Annotated in this window: 16 protein-coding genes and 1 tRNA gene; 9 read left to right on the top strand and 8 right to left on the bottom strand. The window is 61.7% G+C overall.

Going from position 1 to position 22,331, the window contains the following annotated elements; genetic code table 11:
* Positions 1-4,127: 4,127 nt before the first annotated feature.
* The 8 genes from RIN13_RS17945 to rpmH form a co-directional block, all read right to left on the bottom strand.
* On the bottom strand, positions 4,128-5,489 hold the full coding sequence (locus RIN13_RS17945) for a ParB/RepB/Spo0J family partition protein (protein WP_309108682.1): 1,362 nt from the start codon (positions 5,487-5,489) through the stop codon (positions 4,128-4,130).
* Between the two features lie 67 nt (positions 5,490-5,556).
* Positions 5,557-6,603, bottom strand: coding sequence for a ParA family protein (locus RIN13_RS17950; protein WP_309108683.1), 1,047 nt, complete (start codon positions 6,601-6,603; stop codon positions 5,557-5,559).
* An 87-nt stretch (positions 6,604-6,690) separates the two neighbouring features.
* Positions 6,691-7,341 carry a 16S rRNA (guanine(527)-N(7))-methyltransferase RsmG gene (rsmG, locus tag RIN13_RS17955; RefSeq protein WP_309108684.1) on the bottom strand — a complete coding sequence of 217 codons (651 nt, stop codon included), beginning with the start codon at positions 7,339-7,341 and terminating at the stop codon, positions 6,691-6,693.
* A gap of 3 nt (positions 7,342-7,344) precedes the next feature.
* On the bottom strand, positions 7,345-7,923 hold the full coding sequence (locus tag RIN13_RS17960; RefSeq protein ID WP_309108685.1) for a R3H domain-containing nucleic acid-binding protein: 579 nt from the start codon (positions 7,921-7,923) through the stop codon (positions 7,345-7,347).
* A complete protein-coding gene (gene yidC, locus RIN13_RS17965; protein ID WP_309108686.1) occupies positions 7,923-8,897 on the bottom strand; it encodes a membrane protein insertase YidC in 975 nt (324 codons plus the stop codon). Before yidC ends, RIN13_RS17960 begins: the two co-directional genes overlap by 1 nt.
* Before the next feature lie 16 nt (positions 8,898-8,913).
* Positions 8,914-9,309: a membrane protein insertion efficiency factor YidD gene (gene yidD / locus RIN13_RS17970; RefSeq protein ID WP_375164792.1), complete on the bottom strand. Its 396-nt coding sequence runs from the start codon at positions 9,307-9,309 to the stop codon at positions 8,914-8,916.
* Entirely contained in the window at positions 9,302-9,712 is a 411-nt protein-coding gene (rnpA, locus tag RIN13_RS17975; protein ID WP_309108687.1) for a ribonuclease P protein component, read from the bottom strand. Before rnpA ends, yidD begins: the two co-directional genes overlap by 8 nt.
* Positions 9,713-9,752: 40 nt before the next feature.
* Positions 9,753-9,890, bottom strand: coding sequence for a 50S ribosomal protein L34 (rpmH, locus tag RIN13_RS17980; protein WP_011776797.1), 138 nt, complete (start codon positions 9,888-9,890; stop codon positions 9,753-9,755).
* A 463-nt stretch (positions 9,891-10,353) separates the two neighbouring features.
* On the opposite strand from rpmH, the gene dnaA reads away from it, so the two are divergent.
* From dnaA to RIN13_RS18025, 9 genes are all read left to right on the top strand, one after another.
* Positions 10,354-11,775 (top strand): chromosomal replication initiator protein DnaA, encoded by a 1,422-nt coding sequence (gene dnaA / locus RIN13_RS17985; protein WP_309108688.1) that lies wholly within the window; start codon positions 10,354-10,356, stop codon positions 11,773-11,775.
* A gap of 538 nt (positions 11,776-12,313) precedes the next feature.
* Positions 12,314-13,438 carry a DNA polymerase III subunit beta gene (dnaN, locus tag RIN13_RS17990; protein ID WP_309108689.1) on the top strand — a complete coding sequence of 375 codons (1,125 nt, stop codon included), beginning with the start codon at positions 12,314-12,316 and terminating at the stop codon, positions 13,436-13,438.
* A 44-nt stretch (positions 13,439-13,482) separates the two neighbouring features.
* On the top strand, positions 13,483-14,367 hold the full coding sequence (gene gnd / locus RIN13_RS17995; protein ID WP_309108690.1) for a phosphogluconate dehydrogenase (NAD(+)-dependent, decarboxylating): 885 nt from the start codon (positions 13,483-13,485) through the stop codon (positions 14,365-14,367).
* Between the two features lie 26 nt (positions 14,368-14,393).
* Positions 14,394-15,602, top strand: coding sequence for a DNA replication/repair protein RecF (gene recF, locus RIN13_RS18000; RefSeq protein WP_309108691.1), 1,209 nt, complete (start codon positions 14,394-14,396; stop codon positions 15,600-15,602).
* A complete protein-coding gene (locus RIN13_RS18005; RefSeq protein ID WP_309108692.1) occupies positions 15,599-16,150 on the top strand; it encodes a DciA family protein in 552 nt (183 codons plus the stop codon). Before recF ends, RIN13_RS18005 begins: the two co-directional genes overlap by 4 nt.
* Before the next feature lie 466 nt (positions 16,151-16,616).
* The gene (gene gyrB / locus RIN13_RS18010) at positions 16,617-18,707 is read left to right on the top strand and encodes a DNA topoisomerase (ATP-hydrolyzing) subunit B (RefSeq protein ID WP_309108693.1); all 2,091 of its coding nucleotides are present in this window, start codon (positions 16,617-16,619) and stop codon (positions 18,705-18,707) included.
* A 57-nt stretch (positions 18,708-18,764) separates the two neighbouring features.
* A complete protein-coding gene (gyrA, locus tag RIN13_RS18015) occupies positions 18,765-21,458 on the top strand; it encodes a DNA gyrase subunit A (RefSeq protein WP_309108694.1) in 2,694 nt (897 codons plus the stop codon).
* The gene (locus tag RIN13_RS18020; RefSeq protein WP_309108695.1) at positions 21,455-22,129 is read left to right on the top strand and encodes a DUF3566 domain-containing protein; all 675 of its coding nucleotides are present in this window, start codon (positions 21,455-21,457) and stop codon (positions 22,127-22,129) included. Before gyrA ends, RIN13_RS18020 begins: the two co-directional genes overlap by 4 nt.
* Before the next feature lie 98 nt (positions 22,130-22,227).
* Positions 22,228-22,301: transfer RNA gene (locus RIN13_RS18025), tRNA-Ile, on the top strand.
* The last annotated feature ends 30 nt before the right edge of the window (positions 22,302-22,331 follow it).

Consider the following 22,331-nt stretch of genomic DNA (forward strand, 5'->3'; position numbering starts at 1 on the left):
GGTGCGTACGTGCCAGAGCGACCGGCCAATTTGACTCGCCCCGTCTCTCTGCGTCTCCTCGCGCCGCATTGAGGCCAGACCGGAATGATGGCGAACAACTAGAAGGAGCTAGCCGGTAGCCATGGCAGAGAGAGGAACTTCCAGTAGTGCATGAACATTCCGCAGCGCGGTTCGACTCGCCTCTGGTGTACCCGCGTCAGGAGGGCTCGCTCGGCAGCCAGTGGCCGATTGGGTCCATTAGTATGCGATCTGCTGCGAGCGGCCTGAATTTGACCTTGGCCCGAAAACGCAATCCGCTGGTGTGTCGCCCCAGCAGGCGGCTGCAGTGTTTCGCGGACCGGCGTGGGCATGACGCAGTCAGACGGCACTTCCAACTCCAGCGATAGGCACTTGCTGTAGCGGAATCAGTGGTGGGCACTACGGCCGCTCGATGGTGGGTTCACGTCGCTGACAGCCTGCTGCCAACCGCCGGCGCTGTTTCACGTGAAACAACGGCGCCACTCTCCCAACGAGCTGCGGCCAGCGCTGTCTGTTGCTTGGCGGAGGAGCATGCACTGAGGAGCTGCCCCCCGCCAACGCGCCGTCGCCTGGTTGCAACCACCCGCCACGCGGCGCCGCTCCAATCGTCATCGAGTGCGATGATCCACGAGAACCAGCCGTACGGTTGATACTATCCCCCAACTGTCCACGTCTCTGAAACTGCCGAGCCAGCGAGAGGAGCATCACTTCAGGGATGCTGTTGGAGCCCCCGATCGCTCGGGCCCTGACTGCAGAGGGCACGAGGACAGCACGCTAGTGACTCATGCCCGTGATGCAGTGGATCAGAACGGGTGCAGAAATGGGGAAAGCAGACGTGCCCCGGGCGGCGGCATCAGGCAGTGTCTAGGGCTGGGTCCGCCAAGCACGGGAGCGCAGCATGCCAAACCGCCGGCCTGTGTGTGGAGAACAGGTTGCTGCCTAGCATGCGTTCGGTCGCTGCGCTTCGACCACGAACGGCCTATGCCGGTCACGGACTAGGGTCTTTCGCCCGCCAACAGCATTACGGGCTGAAGGGGAGGCCATAGCCGAAAGTAGCTGACCTATGGACTATGAGCGCCTGCCAGAGCCGCCCATGGCACGGCAAGCGTCTAAAAAACAGACAGTCCGAGGAGACGCGGCATCAGATGAGCGCCTCTTAGCTGCGCTCGACATGAGATTATTCACACCCTTATCCACAGCTCAATCCACAGGCTTTCCCACAGCACCTGTGGGTAAAACTCCGCTTCGCCCGATCCCGCCGAGGGCGCCGCATCGAGCCGGGGGTGGCCTGCCCGGAGCCGCTATTGCTGCCGTGACATGGCTCCAGCTGGTTGGCTCCAGGCCCTGCGTCGGTTCTTCCCATGCATTTTGCAAACGCGGCGGGCTTAAAACCGCAGTATTTGGACTTGTATATCCCCAGCGGCAACGGGGTTTGTCGCTCTCTCGTTTCACGTGAAACGCCCGCTTCGAGTTCTCACCGCCGGAATGCCGAACGCCTCGGTGGTGCAGGGGAGCATCCGCTGCCTCTCCGTGAAGGCCACATGCGCAAGCGCGCGGCCTTTATCCCCACAGTTATCCACACGCTTATCCACTGGCACTGCCGCACACTATCCACAGGAAAGCAAGTGTGGACCGTCCGCAGTACGGGTTTTTGATCTGTACCAAAGTGCCGAATACTAAGGACGAGCGTCTGCCAGTCAAACTGCAAATAGCTGGACACTCATATCCGAGCCTCTTGCCGTGCACGGCGACCCGCCACCGTCATTCAGGGACGCCTCGAGGAAGAGATTCACCGAGATGAAGCGCGTCCCTGCAGTCATCACCGGACTGCGGGGGACAGCCTCCATCTGCACCCACAGCGACGTGGCTGGGGCACGCCCTAGGACTGACCGAACATCCGCCTACCAGCCGTTTCGCCCTTTAATTAGTTACCGGTTCCTCCGCTACGCATAGGGTAAGGGATGCCCCGGAGTGTCCCGCGGACCCGTGTGACGACTCCCGGGCCAGGAGAAGACACACATATGCACGGAGTGGCAGCCGGCCATCGGTCACAGGTGCCGATGCCCATAATGCGCATTGTACGACCGCACCACATGTAGAGCCTAGGCCGGTGGACGAGTCGGCAACAGCGCCAGGGATGTTCCGCATCGGGGGAAGGAGCCGCCCTGGAATTAGCTGGATGGCGGTCACCACAGGAATCAGCGATCGACTGTGACCTACGGAAACGAATGAAAGGCTTGGCTACCGCGCTCGAAGCACCTGGAGTTTCATGCATGCCGGGAGCGACACCCCTTCCGGAATTCGATGCGGTGTTAATGAATTCACCATCATCGCGCGCCGACAGAGGTGTCGAGGGACCGGACCAAACGTCCCCGATGACACATCCGCGCAAAAGGTGTCGGTGCTTCCTAAATTCCCCTTGGCGACTTCGGCGATCCTCGTTTCCATGCAGCCGCAGGCGGCGTTTCCCGTGAAACGAGGCAGCCCCACCACCGATGCATCCTTGGGAGCCCCAGGCTGAAGGGCTACGCTCCAGTTGACTGGTCGACTAGCGCAAATGCGTTCGTGAGCCTCTTACGTTTCTCGAGCTGGTGGGGTGGGATACCCGCCTTGCTGGCAGTCTCGCTACCACCTTGAGGGCTGCAACTCTGTGGATGGAGACCCAAGTCCGAATTCCTACTGACCCCATCCTCAGGTAACTGTTGGAGCGGAGCCGCTCTAATAGAACACGTTTTCACGTGAAACACGAACTCAGGCTGCGCTACAGCAGATGCGGCTCGTATCTTAGAGCGTATTGCGCGGGTTTCGCTTCCCGCCGCCTCTCAACCTTTGGTCCGCATTCTGATCCCAAACGACACGGACCATTGAAGGCGTGGTGGCGGGTTCGCAATCTCGAATGCCAGCCGCTGAGACGGACGAAATCCCCCCGGATCACGGTACGCGTCCTACCAGACCGCGCTCAAGGAACGTTCGGGGGATAGGGAGGCAGGGAGAGGACCTGAGGAATGAGACGGGGAGATCTCTACTTTGCGCCCTGCAACGGGCAACACCGGAACCACATTACGAAGACAGGGGGCTTTGCGTCGCGGTCCCGTCCGTCCACTGATGATCTCGTCGCTGTTCAGACTCAAGCACTGCGACAGGATCTTCGCCCAGCTCATTAGCAGGACTGGGAACGTTCGGGCTCGTTGCAGCTGCATTAGAAGACCAGAAGGCAGCGATGATTCTCGTCTGAGGTGCTTTCAGGCAGCACTGACCAGCGCTTCCCGAGTCCCGGTGCTGCTAGCGGCCAGCAAGTGTGTGCGCTCAACGGAAAGCTCCTGCACGGCATGGACGAATGTTCTCAAGCCCTCTGCTGGCAATCGCCATGTCGAGTGTTTCACGTGAAACGAAGCGAACTCCCTCGGGAAGCAGGGTCCACTTCTTGAAACACGCCCCAACGGGCTTTCGGACGCCTAGCAAGTTTAATCCCTCGTCTCGGTTTTCCGAGGCTTGGATGCGGCGCGTGCCAGCTACGGTGCCAGTGCGAGTACCGAAGGCCCCGCAGGCGTTCCTTCCCGAATAGTGCAGCGGCGCTAATTCACCGCATTCCTCGAACTGGCAGATTCCTGGAACATTCTTGTCACCCGCACGTTCTGTTCCTTCCGCACGTCGTTTTAGTATCTCCACAGCAGCTACCCGTTCGCAAGGCTGCGAGGACGCCTTCAACATGGTCATGAGCATCTCCGAAGCACATGCTATGCGCCTACGTCATCAGCATGCCTAAGGGCAGCATTACGCCAGAGTGGCAGCCACCATCAGGATCGGGACTACCCTGAGCGCGTTGGACCTTCACCGTGCCGATCAACCTGCTGCATCGTCTGCCGATGAATGCTGTCGCGTACTTGTATGCACAGGGGAGCAAGGCCTGTCCGGCTCCCAGCGATGCGTTCCGCTGCTGTCCAGGTCGCGTCCTAATTCAACCTCAGGCAAATGTACGTTGCAGGGGTACAGCGACGGGAAAGTGATCAGAGTGAACTAGGAATGCGGCGGCTCAGTGCAAAGCTGGCTGTACACGAAGAAGGGCCCGTTTCACGGGAAACGGGCCCGACAAGATACCGTCTGGTTATTCAGTTGTCTGAACCAGGCGCCAATACGTCCATAATCCGGTTGAGGTCTTCAACGCTGGCGAACTCAATGCTCACCCGTCCCTTGCGGGCACCGAGCGAGATCTTCACGTTTGTATCCAGGCGGTCGGAGAGCGACGAGGCGAGGTAGTCCAGACGCTCATGCCGGGCACCGGGGCGGGGAATGTTGTTTTTAGACTGGGCGGCAGGCTCCCGGTGTAGGGTCACCGCTTCCTCCGTGGCCCTAACTGACATGCCCTCCGCGACGATCCGCTGCGCGAGCCGTTCCATGGCAGCCGCATCGGGCAGTGAAAGGAGGGCGCGGGCGTGACCTGCTGAAAGGACGTTAGCGGCGACCCGCCTTTGCACCAAGGGAGGCAGTTTGAGCAGGCGGAGCGTGTTCGACACCTGGGGACGGGACCGGCCAATCCGGTCGGCCAACTGTTCGTGCGTGGTTCCGAAATCCTCCAAGAGCTGCTGGTAGGCGGCAGCCTCTTCCAAAGGATTGAGCTGGCTACGGTGCAGGTTTTCCAGCAGCGCGTCCCGGAGAAGGTCGTCATCCGTTGTATCGCGGACGATTGCAGGGATGGTAGCCAGACCAGCAGCTTGGACTGCCCGCCAGCGGCGTTCACCCATCACCAGCTCGTAAGGTTCTCCACCTTCTTCGGTTGATGCGCGCACAACAATTGGCTGGAGGACGCCGATTTCGCGAACCGAGTGGATCAGCTCCGCCATGTCGTCTTCGTCGAAGACGCTGCGGGGCTGCTTGCGGTTCGGGTGAATGTCAGTCACGGGGATTTCCGCGAAACGAGCGCCCGGAACGTCGACGAGTTCGACATCTTCGGCCGCAGCGGAGCGCCGCCCTGCCGGCGAACGGCGGCCGGGTGCGGAACCCTCGGCTGAGACCGAAGTGTCGTTCGCTGAGCCGGCAGAGTCCGGCGCCGCATCCAAACCATTGGCTGTTCCCGCAGTGGCAGTGGCTGACTCTTCGGCTTCTCCGGAAAGAGCATCCGCTCCTTCGCCACCAGGCCTATCGGTCTTCGTGCCGGCGGAGAGTCCATCGGAAGATTTTGCAGGAGCCTTTCCGGCGGCACCGGCAGAAACATCCTTGCTACGGGCCGGACCGGCGGAAGCGGAGTCGGCGGCTTCGGCATTTTCAGGAGACGGGACGCTGCCGGTCCGGGTGGACTTATCCACCGAAGCCTCTGAGGCAGGACCTTCAGGGCTGGCTACCTTGCGGGATTCCGGAAAGAAAAGATCCACTGGGCGTGACGGCGCAGCTCCGTTGCCGGAAGAGCTGGCTGCGGCGGAACTTGGAATGAGTGCGCCAAGACCGCGGCCGAGCCCGCGTCGCTTATCGCTCATGGATGAATCCCTCCATTGGAAGAACCCGGTGATACCGGGCTCCGGCTGTTGCAGTGTTTGGAAAATTCTAACGCTCAGCGATTTCGGCTGCGGCTTCCAGGTAGGAAAGTGCACCGCTGGAGGACGGGTCGTAGGTCATGACAGTCTGCTGGTAACTCGGCGCCTCAGAGATCCTGACGGAGCGCGGGACAACCGCACTGAGTACCTGGTCAGGGAAATGCTGGCGAACTTCTGCTGCCACCTGGGCGGCGAGGTTGGTGCGGCCGTCGTACATGGTGAGCAGGATCGTTGAGACCACAAGGTCGGCGTTGAGGTGCTTCTGTATCATCTCAATGTTCTTGAGGAGCTGACTCAGTCCCTCCAGTGCGTAGTACTCGCACTGAATCGGAATCAGGACCTCACCCGCGGCACAGAATGCGTTGACGGTCAGCAGGCCGAGGCTCGGCGGGCAGTCGATGAAGATGTAGTCTAGCTGGGCTTCGCCCTTCTTCTCCCGAACCTTCGCATAGACGTCGATGGCACGGCGGAGCCGCTGCTCCCGGGCGACGAGCGATACCAGCTCAATTTCGGCGCCAGCCAAATGAATCGTTGCCGGGGCGCAGATGAGGTTGTTGATGTCAGGGCAGGGAGCAACGACATCCTCGAGCGGAACGTCATTGATGAGGACGTCGTAGATGCTGTCGACCTCCGCGTGGTGCTCAATGCCCAGGGCAGTGGAAGCGTTGCCCTGGGGGTCGATATCAATGACCAGGACGTTCAGGCCGGCTGCTGCCAGGGCCGCAGCAATGTTGACGGTGGTGGTGGTCTTTCCCACCCCGCCCTTCTGGTTGGAGACGGTGAAGACCCGGGTTTTCTCCGGCTTCGGGAGGGTGCGGCCCAGGAGCTTTTCCCGGCGCTTGTTCTCGTGCGCCAACTCCCTGGCGATGGGGCTGGAGTCGTCCAAGGTGTCCAGCACGTTGGACGTTTCACGTGAAACTTTGGTCCCGCTCGCCTTGACGCCAACCGCATTCAGTTGACCGGAGGTTGTAGCGACGGACGGTGCAGCAACGGCGCGTGCCGACCCCAATGACACGAACGGGGGGATCCGCTGTGTGGAGGTTTCGCTACTGGTCACTGGGACACTCTCACTCTCGTTCGGCTCTTGCTGCCGCTCTCTAGCCTAACCGCTTCGCCCTCAGGACCTGTGGCAGCCGGGCCTGTACTAGGCGATCTTTTGGGACTTCTTCACAACGATGCGAACTACTGTGGTGGGTTCTTCGAGCAGATCCTGGCCGACCATCACAACGGAGGTCTGGACACCGCCAAGCTTACGGATCGCCTTCGCGGCCTTCTCGATTTCCTCCGCAGCACTCCTGCCCTTGATGGCCACGACTTCGCCTTCTCCGTCAAGGAGGGGAATGGTCAGTCCTGCCAGATTGGTCAGGGCTGAGACAGCACGGGCGGTGACAACATCAGCCTTCACGAGGCCGACAGCGAGCTCCGCCCGGGTGCGCATGACGGTGACGTTGTCCAACCCCAGGTCATCGACAACCTCCTGAAGCCAGATCACCCTGCGCTCCAAGGGCTCAATAAGTGTCAGGTCCAGATCCGGGCGGGCAATGGCGAGACACAGCCCGGGCAGCCCCGCACCGCTTCCGACGTCGGCAACATGGCTACCCTGCGCAATTTCACTCTCAATGACAGCGCAGTTCAGCACGTGCCGGCTCCAGAGCCGGGGTATCTCCCGCGGACCGATGAGGCCGCGCTCCATTCCGGAGGTGGCGAGGTGCTCTACATACCGTTCCGCCAAGCCCAGGCGCTCACCGAAAATCTTCTCCGCAGCCTGGCGCTCAGCAGCCGTGATTTCAACCATGGGTCAGTCAGCAGAAACGACGATGTGGCGTCCCGCGCCCTCACCCTCGGATTCACTGACGAATCCCAGGTCGGCGACGGCATCGTGAACAATCTTGCGTTCGTAGGCGCTCATCGGCTCCAGGGCGACAGCCTCGCCGGTTTCCTTCGCGGTGGCCACTGCGTCCTCTGCGATCTTCTGCAGGTGGCCAGCACGCTCCTTGCGGTACCCGTTGATATCCAGCACAAGACGGGAGCGGTTTTCCGTCGCCGACAGCACAGATAGCCGGGTCAGTTCCTGCAGCGCTTCAAGCACTTCACCGTCACGGCCGACGAGGCTATCCAGTCCGGCGGACTCTTCCTCGGTAACGATGGAGATATAGGTCCGGCCGTTGCGCACCTCGATGTCAATGTCGCCGTCGATATCGGCGATGTCGAGCAGCTCTTCGAGATAGTCCGCAGCGACGTCGCCCTCTTCCTCGAGACGGCTTACCGTGCTGCTCTTGTCAGTGGCTGCGGCCGGGGCACCATGGTCCTGGGCATCGGCGGACTGGTCATCGCCGGTTTCGGCGGAAAGGGCTTGCTCTGAGCTTTCGACAGACATTACTTCTTCTTCCTGTTCTTGCGTTGTGGCTGGATGCGCTGGCTCTTGGCCTGCGCTACCGCAGCGGCTGCAGCTGCCTCAGCCTCGGCGTCGACCTTCTTGCCGCCCAGAACCGGCAGGACCGGAAGCCCTTTGGCGGCACGGCGCTCAGCGAGGGCCTTGGCGGCAGGGGAACCCGGCGTCGGCATGCGGCGGATGACGAAGAACTGCTGACCCATGGTCCACAGGTTGGTGGTGGTCCAGTAGATCAGGACACCAATGGGAAAGTTGATGCCGCCAACGCCGAAGACGATCGGCAGGATGTAGAGCATCATCTTCTGCTGGCGCATGAAGGGGCTGGCCATGGCCTCTTCTGACATGTTCTTGGCCATAATCTGTTTCTGCGTGATGAACTGCGACGCGGTCATCGCCAGGATCATGATGATCGAGAGGATCCAGACGGCAGTGAGGTTGCCCTCGCCGCCATGCAGGAGCGAGGCAGACAACGTGGCGCCGAAGATCGTGGATTCGTCGAACTGGGTCACCTGCTCGTGGCTCATAGCGCCGATACCCTCGCCCCTGTCCCGGGCGGTGCTGATGCCGGAAAGTACCGTAAAGAGTGCGAAGAAGAACGGCATCTGGATCAGCATGGGCAGGCAGGCCGAGAATGGATTGGTGCCGTGCTTCTTGTACATCGCCATCTGTTCCTGCGCCATTGCTTGGCGGGACAGCTGGTCGGTCTTGCCCTTGTACTTGTCCTGAAGCTTTTTCAGGTCAGGCTGCAGCAGCTGCATGCCGCGCTGGGCCTTGATCTGCTTGACGAAGACGGGAATGAGGGCTGCCCGGATGACCAGCACCAGACCGATGATGGACAGGGTCCACGTCCAGCCGGAAGCCTCAGGCAGGCCGATGCCACTCAGACCCTCATGGAAGCCCACCATGATGATGGACACAAGCCATTTGAACGGAAACATAAGTGTTTCAAAGAAGTCCATACGATATCCCTATTCGTCAGGCCGCAGCGCGGCCTTCTCCATCAGTCTGAGCAGCCAGGTATTTGTCCGGATTGTTCAGCACAACAATTGTGGGCGTCTGGTTTTCAGGCCAGCACCGGTGGCCGGCGGGGACGTGGTCCACGCCACCGGCATTCCAGGGGTGGCAGCGCGCCAGGCGTTTCGCCGCCAGCCAGCTTCCCTTCACGGCACCGTGCACGGTGATGGCCTCGAGCGCGTACGCGGAGCACGAGGGAAAGAAACGGCAGACCTGGCCGTACAAGGGCGAAATCACCTTGCGGTAGGCCACCAGCAAAAGAATGAGGATGTTGCGCGGCAGGTTCCAGAGGAAGGTGCCAGCGGCCGCTGGTGCGGACTTTGTGGAACGGACGACGGCGGCAGTCAGGTCAAGCACGCTGTGTCCCTTCCTGTGTTGTTCCGTTCGAACCGGTTCCAGCCGAGCGTTGCTGGCGGCTCTGCAGCCGCTTCATAGTGGTATCCAACGCAGCGTTGTAGTCCGCCAGCAGTTCCTGCCAACTGGCAGTAGCTGCTGCGGGCAATGCACGCACCACAATAGCGAACCCGGCACCATGCTCGCGCAGCGAGATGGCACCGGCTTCTCTAAGTCTCCTCTTAACGAGGTTCCTGGCAACAGCGTTCCCGACGCTTTTGGAAACGATGAAGCCGATCCTGCTGGGTTCATCGGCTCCGATAGTTGCCGTATATAACACTAAGTTCCGGCGCCCATTACGGACGCCGGAACGTACTGTTGTTGAAAAATCGGTTGAAGTCCTCAGGCGGTTCCTGGTGGCTAGCACCGCTAAATCCGCAAAGAGAAGTTACCCGACGAATCAGTATTTAGGCCGACAGCTCGACGCGGCCCTTGCCGCGGCGGGCAGCCAGGATGGCGCGGCCGGCACGGGTGCGCATACGAAGGCGGAAGCCGTGCTTCTTGGCCCGACGGCGGTTATTCGGCTGAAAAGTCCGCTTGCTCACGTTAGTTACTCCAGTGGATCGAAGGTGCGCCCAGCCGATCAAGGGGAAGAACTGGCCGACGCTTAAGTTTTGTATGTCCCTGCTTGCCCCGGTCTCCTCAACGCTGGGCGTCGGAAAGGTCCAAAATGGGTACACAAAGCAGGCACAAAGGACTCCCCAACGTTAGGCCAAACGGCAACTGCGAGTCAAACCGGCGGAGCTCTTCGGACCTTTCCCCAGGTGTGGCTAAGTAGGGCTGGGTGCCTGTGGATGAACAGTCTCACAGACCCTGTTTCGAACCACACCCATGTAATTATCCACAAGCCACTTCCCAGCTATCTTCTGGCCTTTTCATCCCCTAGAGTGTCCCAGTAGCCGATTATCCACGGTGTGCATAACCCTGTGGATTGCGCCGGGCAGCAGTTGGTCCCGGGCTTGTGGCTGCATGTACTGCAGGTAAAGCAAGCTTTGAGGAACCCGATTGATGACAGTAGACGAAGCAAACCACGCCAACACTGTCGGAAGTTCCTGGCGGCGCGTGGTGAATCTTCTCGAGCAGGATGACCGGGTATCCCCACGTCAGCGCGGCTTCGTGATCCTGGCTCAGGCCCAGGGCCTCATTGGATCCACCCTTCTGGTGGCTGTGCCCAATGAACTCACCAGGGAAGTGCTGCAGACCCAGGTAAAGGACGCCCTCGATGACGCCCTGCACAACGTCTTTTCCGACGACATCCGCTGCGCCATCGACGTGGACACCGATCTGGTGCCCATCCACCGCGAGCCGGAACCCGTCGTCGAGCTTTCCCTCGGAACGGACCACTCCGTTGAGCTGAAGCCGCAGCCGATGCTGCCGAGCACGTCCCACGAGTTCGGCCGGCTCAACCCCAAGTACGTCTTTGACACATTCGTCATCGGATCCTCGAACCGGTTTGCACACGCGGCGGCCGTGGCCGTGGCCGAAGCGCCGGCCAAGGCCTACAACCCGCTGTTTATTTACGGCGACTCCGGACTTGGCAAGACGCACCTGCTGCACGCCATCGGCCACTACGCCCGCCGGCTCTACAGCGGCATCCGGGTCCGCTACGTGAACTCCGAAGAGTTCACCAACGACTTCATCAACTCCATCCGCGATGATGAAGGCGCCAGCTTCAAGACCACCTATCGCAACGTGGATGTGCTGCTCATCGACGATATCCAGTTCCTGGCCGGCAAAGACCGGACGCTGGAGGAGTTCTTCCACACGTTCAATTCGCTGCACAATAACAACAAGCAGGTGGTCATCACCTCGGACCAGCCGCCCAAGCTGCTGGCCGGTTTCGAAGACCGCATGAAATCGCGCTTCGAATGGGGCCTGCTGACGGACATCCAGCCGCCGGAACTCGAGACCCGCATTGCCATCCTCCGCAAGAAGGCACTCAGCGAAGGCCTTTCCGCTCCGGACGACGCCCTGGAATACATTGCATCCAAGATCGCCAGCAACATCCGCGAGCTCGAGGGCGCCCTAATCCGGGTGACTGCCTTTGCCAGCCTGAACCGCCAGCCGGTGGATGTTGCCCTTGCCGAGATGGTCCTCAAGGACCTCATCACCGATGACAATGCCCAGGAAATCACGTCCAGCCAGATCCTCACGCAGACCGCGGAGTACTTCAAGCTGAGCATGGAAGAGCTGTGCAGCAAGTCCCGGACCCGCACGCTTGTCACCGCACGGCAGATCGCGATGTACCTCTGCCGGGAGCTGACCGACATGTCCCTGCCCAAAATCGGACAAGAGCTCGGCGGCCGCGACCACACCACGGTGATCCACGCAGACCGCAAGATCCGCGAACTCATGGCCGAGCGCCGTGTGATCTACAACCAGGTCACCGAGCTGACAAACCGGATTAAGCAGCAGCAGCGCGACTCCTGACAGCAGGCCACGATCCGCGTTCTTAACCTTATTAACAGGTGCATGTGGACAACCCTGTGGATAGTTAAGGGGACAACCGCGGTTAATGGGCTTAAAACCCTTAAGGTGTCTGTGGATTCCCAAAAACCGTCCTACCGGTTATCCCCATCCACAGCCTGTTTAAAACCCAGTCCGCCCACAGTCCATGAACAGGGCTTAACCGCGGATTCCCGGCGCCAGACCGAGTTATCCACAGTTTCCACAGCAGTTATTAACACTACGAATCCCAAAAAATTGAAATCCCTCAAACAACAATCTCCGTTCCCCACCGGCACAGACCCCGCCAGGCGAAGTCCAGGAAGACGTGGGGTCCCCGGTGGGATGGGGAATTCGCCAATCTTCCGGCTAAGCTGTCAGCAGCGCTCCCATCCTTGGGTCTGCTTGTGGTTCAGCACGTGCAAACCATGCAGGTTCCCGAGTCCGGGAGCCAGGTTCTGTGGAGTCCCTGCGGGGTTCTCGTTCAAAAATAGGCAGCAGCAATGAAAGGCGGCACCCTTCCGTGAAGTTCAGAGTCGAACGGGACGTCCTGGCAGAAGCCGTCACATGGACAGCCCGATCGTTGTCTCCGCGGCCGCCGGTCCCGGTCCTCTCGGGACTGCTGCTGAAAGCTGAAGCTGGAACCGTCAGCCTCTCGAGCTTCGATTACGAAACCTCAGCGAGGCTCGAAATACCCGCCGACGTCAGGGAAGAAGGCACCATCCTGGTATCCGGCCGGCTCCTGGCTGACATCTGCCGCAGCCTGCCCTCCGCGCCCGTGGACCTCGAGACTGAGGGCAGCAAAGTCACCCTGACGTGCCGCCGAAGCAGCTTCCATCTCGCCACCATGCCTGAGGCCGAATACCCGCCGCTCCCTGCACTGCCTGCGATCAGCGGCACAGTCGCCGGAGATGCCTTTGCCCAGGCCGTATCGCAGGTCATCATCGCAGCCAGCAAAGACGACACCCTCCCCATCCTCACAGGTGTTCGGATGGAGATCGAGGACGACCTCATTACGCTCCTGGCTACCGACCGTTACCGGCTGGCCATGCGCGAAGTGCCTTGGAAGCCCGTCACTCCGGGCATCTCCACGAGTGCGCTGGTCAAGGCCAAGACCCTCAACGAGGTTGCCAAAACACTTGGCGGCAGCGGCGAGATCAACCTTGCCATCGCCGATGATGATTCCCGCCTCATCGGGTTCGAAAGCGGCGGACGCACCACTACCTCGCTTCTGGTCGACGGCGACTATCCCAAGATCCGCTCGCTGTTCCCGGAGTCGACGCCGATCCACGCGACTGTCCAGACCCAGGAACTTGTCGAAGCCGTCCGCCGTGTCTCGTTGGTTGCCGAACGCAACACCCCTGTGCGCCTGGCCTTCACCCAAGGCCAGCTCCAACTGGACGCCGGCACCGGTGAAGACGCACAGGCTTCCGAAGAACTCGAGGCACAGCTTTCCGGAGACGAGATCACGGTAGCGTTCAACCCGCACTACCTTGTTGAGGGCCTGAGCGTGATTGAGACCAAGTACGTTCGGTTCTCCTTCACCACAGCGCCGAAGCCCGCCATGATCACTGCACAGTCGGACATTGACGGTGAGGACCAGGACGATTACCGCTACCTCGTGATGCCGGTCCGGCTCCCGAACTAAGCCTCCGTCCAATCCCTAGCCCTCCGCGCAGAAAAGAGTTTCCCGTGCACATCGGACTGATCGGTCTCGGAAAAATGGGTTTCAACATGCGCGAACGGCTGCGCAAGGGAGGCATGGACGTGACCGGCTACGACCGGAATCCGGACGTGACGGACGTTGCCTCTGTGGAGGAGCTGATCGGCGCCGTTCCTGCACCGCGGCTGATCTGGGTCATGGTTCCTGCAGGGGAAATCACGGACGCGGTTATCACCGACCTGGGCAATAAACTTGATGCCGGGGACCTCGTGATCGATGGCGGGAACTCCCGTTTCACCGAAGATCAGAAGCATGGGGTGCTCCTGGCGGAGAAGGGAATCCGCTTCCTGGACTGCGGCGTTTCCGGCGGCGTCTGGGGACTTCAGAACGGTTACGGGCTCATGGCCGGCGGGGACGCCGAGGACATCGAGCGCGCGCTGCCGGTCTTTGACGCCCTGCGCCCTGAAGGCGAACGGGCGGACAGCTTCGTCCATGTCGGCGGCGTTGGTGCAGGCCATTACGCCAAGATGGTCCACAACGGCATCGAGTACGGATTGATGCAGGCATACGCCGAGGGCTACCAGCTGCTCGCTTCCAAAGACATCATTACCGATCTCCCCGGCACCTTCCGCGCCTGGCAAAAGGGCACGGTCGTCCGGTCATGGCTCCTTGACCTGCTGGTCAAGGCCCTGGACGAAGATCCGGGACTGCAGAACATTGACGACTACGTCGAGGACTCCGGCGAGGGCAGGTGGACCGTGGAGGAGGCCATTGCCAACGCCATTCCCGCACCGGCGATCACAGCTGCGCTGTTCGCCCGTTTTGAATCCCGTGAGGACAGTTCCCCCGCAATGAAGATGGTTTCTGCCCTCCGGCATCAGTTCGGCGGCCACGCCACCCGTCCTGCCAAGTAAAACCCGCTGGGGGCTTTGAACACCGCGTGTACCTACAACACCTTTCGCTGACTGATTTCCGCAGCTACGCCCACGTGGATCTGGCGCTCGAACCGGGGGTCACCGTGCTGGTCGGGTCCAACGGGATCGGCAAGACCAACCTGATGGAGGCCATCGGCTACCTCGCGACGCTCAGTTCGCACCGCGTCAGCTCTGACGGCCCGCTCTTGCGTTTTGGCACGGACCGCGCATTGATCCGGGCAAGACTGGTGCGCGGCGACCAGTCCACCGTGCTGGAACTTGAAATCAACGGCGGCCGCGCCAACCGGGGGCGCATCAACCGCAGCAACCCGGTCCGTGCGCGGGACTTGCTCGGGATCTGCCACACCGTTCTTTTCGCGCCCGAGGACCTTGCCCTTGTGAAAGGCGATCCGTCGAGCCGGCGGCGTTTCCTCGATGAACTGCTCGTCAGCCTGGTTCCGCGGCATGCCGCCACCCGCAGTGACTATGATCGCGTCCTCAAGCAGCGCAATGCCCTGCTTAAATCCGCCAGGGCAGGCAAATTGACTGCCGGCCATGAGGCCACCCTCGACGTGTGGGACCAGCACATGGCGCGCGCCGGGGCAGAACTGCTGCATGCCCGCCTGCAGCTTGTGGAACTGCTTCGCCCCCACCTCGCGCGTGCCTACGCGCAGCTGACTGACGGAACCAAAGCGGCTGACGCCGTCTACCGGTCAACGCTGCAGACCCTGGTTGACGACGACGGCGCGCCCGCCGCCGCCGTCGGGGAACCTGCACAGAACGAACAGTTGACCGAGGACCTTCGGCTGCTTTCCGTGGAACAGCTCACCGAGCGCCACCTGCGTGCCTTCGCGGCCTCCCGCCGCAAGGAACTCGAACGCGGTATCTCACTCGTCGGTCCGCACCGTGACGAACTCGAGCTCGTCCTCGGCCAGGCGCCGGCGAAGGGCTATGCCTCGCACGGGGAAACCTGGTCAATGTGCCTGTCCCTGCGGCTTGCCTCGTACTACGTCATGCTCGACGATGCAAGGACCGGCGGCACGGCACCGATCCTGATCCTGGATGACGTTTTTGCCGAGCTTGATGTGCAGCGTCGGCGTAAACTGGCCGCAATAGTTTCAGGAGCCGAACAGGTCCTGGTGACTGCCGCCGTCGACGCCGACATCCCTGACGAACTAACCGGGCGGCGGGTGAAGGTAATCCCGGGAGGAATCGATGATTCGGAATCTCGATGAGTAACACCGAAGGCGGCCTGCAGCCGGGCCGCGACCCCGATAAAATCGACGCCGCACAGGCCGCACTGAACCGCATGCGTGAGGCCGCGGCAGCGCGTGGCGAAGTGCGCCGGGCCGCTCCGCGGGCGGGCGGGGCCCAGAAACAGCGCGCTGCGCGGGGAACACGAGGCTTCAGCCAGTTCCACGCCACCGGACGCGACCCGTTGGGGCTGGGCAAGGTGGTGGGACGCCTTGTGGCGGAACGCGGCTGGACGTCCCCGGTGGCTGTCGGCTCCGTCATGGCCCAGTGGGCAACACTTGTGGGACCCGAGATCGCGGCCCACTGCACTCCTGAAAGTTTTACCGACACCACACTGCAGGTCAGGTGTGATTCCACCGCATGGGCTACGCAGCTTCGCCTGCTCAGCGCCAGCTTGTTGGAAAAGTTCCGGAATGACCTGGGCGACGGGGTAGTGACCAGTATCCAGGTGCTGGGTCCGGCCGCGCCGAACTGGCGCAAGGGCGGCCGGAGCGTTCAGGGCCGTGGTCCTCGGGACACCTACGGCTAAAGCGCAGCACACAACAGCGCTACACACGCAGCGCGTAAACCGGCACCTGAATTGCACCCTGTGAAGCGGAGACGGGCCAAAGAGCACCGGGCCACCCTCGGATCTATTGAAAATTGCTCAAACGGCGTGTAGGGCGTTCAAACGGCCGAGAGCCGTATAGGAACCCGAAGACGGTACCGCTGGGGCCTTGCAGGTGCGGCCAATGGCCAGCGAGAGGCACATTGCTGCCCGTTGGCGGCCCGGCAATGCGGGAATCGGCACTGTTTCACGATAGAATCTCTGTAGATAACTGGGCGCCGGTGAAACGTTGACTGAGTCCGTTTTCCGACGCTGCCCAGCGGCGGAAAACGGTTCCGCAAGTCAATCACCAGCCGGCGCTATCAGTGACGTGCCTGTTGGCGGACGCTTTCCCTCCGGGAAGGGCATCTGCCGGCCATTATCAACTAAAGAGGAGTCGAAAGCGCCTGTGGCTAACGACAATACAGACATCCAGGCAGGGGAAGCCGAGATCGAGGATGCCCCTACACCGGAGACCCCGGCAGCGGCCACGACGCAGCGGGAATACGGTGCCAGCGACATCACAGTCCTGGAGGGCCTCGAAGCTGTACGGAAGCGACCTGGTATGTATATCGGTTCGACCGGCCTCCGCGGGCTGCACCACCTGGTGTATGAAGTGGTGGACAACTCCGTTGATGAGGCGTTGGCCGGTTACTGCACGCACATCGAAATCGTCCTGCAGGCCGACGGCGGCGTCAAGGTCACGGATGACGGCCGCGGCATCCCTGTTGACATCCATCCCAGCGAAGGGAAGCCGACCGTTGAAGTGGTCATGACCATCCTGCATGCCGGGGGAAAGTTCGGCGGCGGCGGATACGCCGTGTCAGGCGGTCTCCACGGCGTGGGCATCTCCGTGGTCAATGCACTTTCGAGCCGTGTTGATACAGAGGTGCGCCGTCAGGGTCACGTCTGGCGCATGTCCTTTGCGGACGGCGGCAAGCCCCAGGGCGGGCTGGTCAAGGGCGAGGAAACGGATGAAACCGGTACCAGCCAGACGTTCTATCCGGACCCCACCATTTTCGAGTCCGTCGAGTTTGATTTCGAGACCCTCCGCGCACGCTTCCAGCAGATGGCCTTCCTTAACAAGGGCCTGAAGATCACCCTTACCGACGAGCGCCAGGCAGCCGCCGGCGTCGACGAAGCCGGCGATCTCGACCTCGATGCCGTTGTCACTGAAGGCGAAGTCCGCGCCGAGCACCGCACGGTGATTTACCAGTACAACGATGGCCTCTTGGACTACGTCAAGCACCTGAATTCGAGCAAGAAGGTGGACGTTGTCCACCAGGACGTGATCGCCTTCGAAACTGAAGACACCGAACGGCACATCGCAGTGGAGATGGCCATGCAGTGGACCACTGCCTACTCGGAGAGCGTCCATACCTACGCGAACACCATTAACACCCATGAAGGCGGCACCCACGAAGAAGGTTTCCGTGCCGCCATGACCTCGCTGATCAACCGCTATGCGCGGGAGAAGAGCATCATCAAGGAAAAGGAAGAAAACCTTACCGGTGATGACATCCGCGAGGGCCTCACAGCCGTCATTTCCGTGAAACTGGCGGAGCCGCAGTTCGAGGGCCAGACAAAGACCAAGCTCGGCAACTCCGAAGTCAAGGGCTTCGTCCAGCGGGTGGTTACCGACCAACTGGGCGACTGGCTGGAACGCAATCCCGGTCCTGCACGCGACGTCATCCGGAAGGCCATTTCAGCCGCCCAGGCCCGCATGGCCGCACGCAAGGCGCGCGACAACGCTCGCCGCAAGAGCCCGCTGGAATCTTTCGGTATGCCAGGAAAGCTTTCTGACTGCTCCTCCAAGGACCCGTCGAAGTGCGAGGTCTACATCGTGGAGGGTGACTCGGCCGGCGGTTCGGCCAAGCGCGGACGCAACCCTGAGACGCAGGCCATCCTGCCACTGCGCGGCAAGATTCTGAACGTGGAACGTGCGCGCCTGGACAAGGCTCTCGGCAACAACGAAGTCCAGTCCATGATCACGGCTTTCGGCACCGGTATCGGTGAGGACTTCGACCTTGCCAAGCTGCGTTATCACAAAATCGTCCTGATGGCCGATGCCGATGTTGACGGCCAGCACATCACCACCCTGCTGATGACGCTCCTGTTCCGCTACATGCGCCCGCTGATCGAAAACGGTTACGTGTACCTGGCGCAGCCGCCCCTGTACCGCATCAAGTGGTCGAACGCGCCGCACGACTATGTCTACAGCGACCGGGAACGGGACGCCCGGCTCGTCGCGGGCCAGGCTGCCGGGCGCCGGATCCCCAAGGACAACGGAATCCAGCGTTACAAGGGCCTCGGCGAGATGGACTACACGGAACTGTGGGACACAACCATGGACCCGGACAACCGGACGCTGCTCCAGGTCACCATGGAGGACGCCGCCGCTGCCGACCAAATCTTCACGGTACTGATGGGCGAGGATGTGGAGTCCCGCCGCAACTTCATTCAGCAGAACGCCAAGGATGTCAGGTTCCTCGATATTTAGCCGCTCCTGCGCCTAAGTATGCCTGAGCAGACATATACCTGAAACGGAAAATAGACTATGAGTGACGAAACCCCCGAGGTTCCCGCGGACTCGGCAGAAAACCCCGAGACGGTGCTGGAGGGCGACCTGCTGATCGACCGCGTTGAGCAGGTGGATCTTCAGACCGAAATGCAGCGGTCCTATCTGGACTATGCCATGGCCGTGATCGTGGGCCGTGCCCTTCCGGACGTGCGTGACGGACTCAAGCCCGTGCACCGTCGCGTGCTGTACGCGATGTTCGATGGCGGGTATCGCCCCGACCGCTCCTTTAACAAGTGTGCCCGCGTCGTGGGCGAGGTCATGGGCCAGTACCACCCGCACGGTGACACTGCGATTTACGATGCGCTGGTCCGCCTCATCCAGGACTGGACGATGCGGTACCCGCTGGCGCTGGGACAGGGCAACTTCGGTTCCCCGGGCAACGACGGCGCCGCAGCACCGCGGTACACCGAAACTAAGATGGCGCCCCTGGCGATGGAAATGGTCCGCGACATCGACGAGGAGACCGTCGATTTCCAGGACAACTACGACGGCAAAAACCAGGAACCGACCATCCTGCCGGCTCGGTTCCCGAACCTGCTGGTCAACGGCTCCTCGGGGATCGCCGTCGGCATGGCCACCAACATTCCGCCGCACAACCTCCGTGAGGTGGCGGACGGGGTCCAGTGGTACCTGGCCAACCCGAACGCCAGCCGGGAGCAGCTGCTCGAGGAGCTGTTGCTCCGCATCAAGGGGCCGGATTTCCCCACCGGTGCCACCATTCTTGGCCACAAGGGCATCGAGGATGCCTACCGCACCGGCCGGGGCTCCATCACCATGCGCGCGGTGGTCAACGTCGAGGAACTCCAGGGGCGCACGTGCCTGGTCGTGACGGAACTGCCCTACCAGGCCAACCCGGACAACCTGGCCATCAAGATCGCCGAGCTCGTCAAGGACGGCAAGGTCCAGGGCATCGCCGACCTCCGGGATGAAACCTCCGGACGCACCGGTCAGCGCCTCGTTATTGTCCTGAAGCGCGACGCAGTGGCCAAGGTTGTACTGAACAACCTCTACAAGCACACCCAGCTGCAGGAGAACTTCGGCGCCAACATGCTGGCCATCGTTGACGGCGTGCCACGCACGCTCAGCCTCGATGCCTTCATTCGCCACTGGGTCACGCACCAGTTGGACGTCATCGCCCGCCGCACCCGTTACCGCCTGCGCAAGGCCGAAGAGGAAGCGCACATCCTGCGTGCCCTGTTGAAGGCCCTGGACATGCTGGATGAAGTCATTGCCCTGATCCGCGCGTCCAACACCACCGAGGCTGCGCGTGACGGCCTGATGGAGCTCCTGGACATCGACGAGTTGCAGGCCCGGGCCATCCTGGACATGCAGCTGCGCCGCCTCGCAGCCCTGGAACGCCAGAAGATCCAGGACCGCCACGCCGAGCTCGAAGCCCTGATCGCAGAGTACAACGCGATCCTGGCATCCGAAGAGCGCCAGCGCGGCATCATCAGCGAGGAACTCGGCGAGATCGTTGCCAAGCACGGCGATGACCGGCGAACCAAGATCCTGATGGGCTACGACTCCGACATGTCCATGGAAGACCTCATTCCCGAAGAGGAAATGGTGGTCACCATCACCCGCGGCGGCTACGTCAAGCGGACACGGAGCGACAATTACCGGTCCCAGCAGCGCGGCGGCAAGGGCATCAGGGGCGCTCAGCTGCGCGGGGACGACGTCGTCGAGCACTTCTTCGTCACGACCACCCACCACTGGTTGCTTTTCTTCACCAACCTCGGCCGGGTCTACCGTGCCAAAGCCTACGAACTTGCCGAGGGCAGCCGCGACTCCAAGGGCCAGCACGTAGCCAATCTGCTCGCATTCCAGCCGGACGAGCATATCGCCCAGGTACTGGACCTGAAGGACTATCAGCACGCGCCGTACCTTGTCCTGGCCACCAAGCGGGGCCTTGTGAAGAAGACGCGGCTGGAGGACTACGACACGAACCGGTCCGCCGGTGTCATCGCGATCAACTTGCGCGACGGCGACGAGCTCGTCTCCGCACAGCTCGTCTCCGAAACGGACGACCTCATGCTGGTCTCCCGCAAGGGCCAGTCCATCCGCTTTACCGCGACGGATGACGCGCTTCGCCCCATGGGCCGTGCCACATCCGGTGTGACGGGCATGAAGTTCCGTGAGGAAGACGAACTCCTGGCGGCGAACGTGGTCACTGACGGTTCTTACGTCTTCATCGTGACGGAGGGCGGTTACGCCAAGCGCACCGCTTCCGAGGAATACCGGCTGCAGGGCCGTGGCGGGCTGGGCATCAAGGTGGCCAAGCTTGCCGAGGACCGCGGTGACCTGGTCGGGGCACTCATCGTCCAGGAAGAGGACGAAGTCCTCGTGGTCATGGAGGGCGGCAAGGTGGTCCGATCCGCCGTCGCCGGTGTTCCCGCCAAGGGCCGGGACACTATGGGCGTCATCTTCGCGAAACCTGACAAGAACGACCGCATCATTGAGGTTGCGCGCAACAGCGAACGCGGACTCGAGGGAGAAGAATCTCCGGAGAATGACGTAACGTTGGCTGAAGATAACGGACCGGCAGACGGGTCCGCAGAGGCAGAAACAGCAGAGACAGAGTCGGCAGCCCCCGCCGCATCCGAGGATGCAGACTCTGTCGCTGAGTTGAATGCTGAGTTGAACGAAGACAACACCGGAGGTAACGAGTGAGCAATCCCGACTCATTTCCCAAGCCGAGCAGTAATGGTCCCGGCGGGGTAAGGCAGCCGGCAGCCGCTCCACGAGTGAACGCCCCGGTGCGTCCGCAGCAGAGCCCTGCCGCATCGGCGGGCAGTCCTGGGCCGGCAGCACCCCGGCAGGCTCCGGCACAGCCACCGCAGGGCCAGCGGCCAGCAGCTCCCGGCCAGCGGCCCGTTCAGGGCCCGCGCCCCCAGACTACCGGCCAGCGGCCGCCCGCACCCGGGCAGCGCCCGGGCCAGGGAGCTCCGGGACTCGTCAAGCCTGCACCAAAGGCCAAGGTCCGCCGGGCGCGCCTGCTCGTCAGCAAGGTGGACCCCTGGTCCGTCCTGAAAATGGCTTTCCTGCTCTCCGTGGCCTTGGGTATCGTCACCGTGGTAGCCGCCATCGTGCTGTGGACCGTCCTGGACCTAACAGGAATCTTCGACCAGGTGGACAGCCTCCTGGGTACTCTGGCCGGCTCCGAGGGCGGCGGGTTCGAGCTGAAAAAGATTGCCTCCCTCGGACAGGTGGCATCCTTTGCCACGATCATTGCCGTCGTCAACGTGGTGCTGCTGACGGCCCTGTCCATGCTGTCCGCCGTCCTCTATAACATCTCAGCCACGCTCGTCGGTGGCATCGGTGTCACCCTCACGGACGACTAAAAACCCGTGATTCCGCGGAAATACCTCCGCGGAATGCCTCGATTTGAGATCGGGCCGAGATGTGCTGTAGAGTCTTGTCTCGGCCCGATGAGGCATCGGGGCGTATAGCTCAGGCGGTTAGAGCGCTTCGCTGATAACGAAGAGGTCCCAGGTTCAAGTCCTGGTACGCCCACGGAACCTGCACAGGTTCAAGTAAAGGATC

The sequence above is a fragment of the Arthrobacter sp. genome, assembly GCF_031179985.1.
Lineage (GTDB): Bacteria > Actinomycetota > Actinomycetes > Actinomycetales > Micrococcaceae > Arthrobacter.

Bases quoted from the DNA above. Each gene is read 5' to 3' on its own strand.
- RIN13_RS18005 (WP_309108692.1), top strand. From the start codon at position 15,599: ATGAGTAACACCGAAGGCGGCCTGCAGCCGGGCCGCGACCCCGATAAA.
- dnaA (WP_309108688.1), top strand. From the start codon at position 10,354: ATGACAGTAGACGAAGCAAACCACGCCAACACTGTCGGAAGTTCCTGG.
- RIN13_RS17960 (WP_309108685.1), bottom strand. From the start codon at position 7,923: ATGTCTGTCGAAAGCTCAGAGCAAGCCCTTTCCGCCGAAACCGGCGAT.
- RIN13_RS17945 (WP_309108682.1), bottom strand. From the start codon at position 5,489: ATGAGCGATAAGCGACGCGGGCTCGGCCGCGGTCTTGGCGCACTCATT.
- gyrA (WP_309108694.1), top strand. From the start codon at position 18,765: ATGAGTGACGAAACCCCCGAGGTTCCCGCGGACTCGGCAGAAAACCCC.
- yidC (WP_309108686.1), bottom strand. From the start codon at position 8,897: ATGGACTTCTTTGAAACACTTATGTTTCCGTTCAAATGGCTTGTGTCC.
- rsmG (WP_309108684.1), bottom strand. From the start codon at position 7,341: ATGGTTGAAATCACGGCTGCTGAGCGCCAGGCTGCGGAGAAGATTTTC.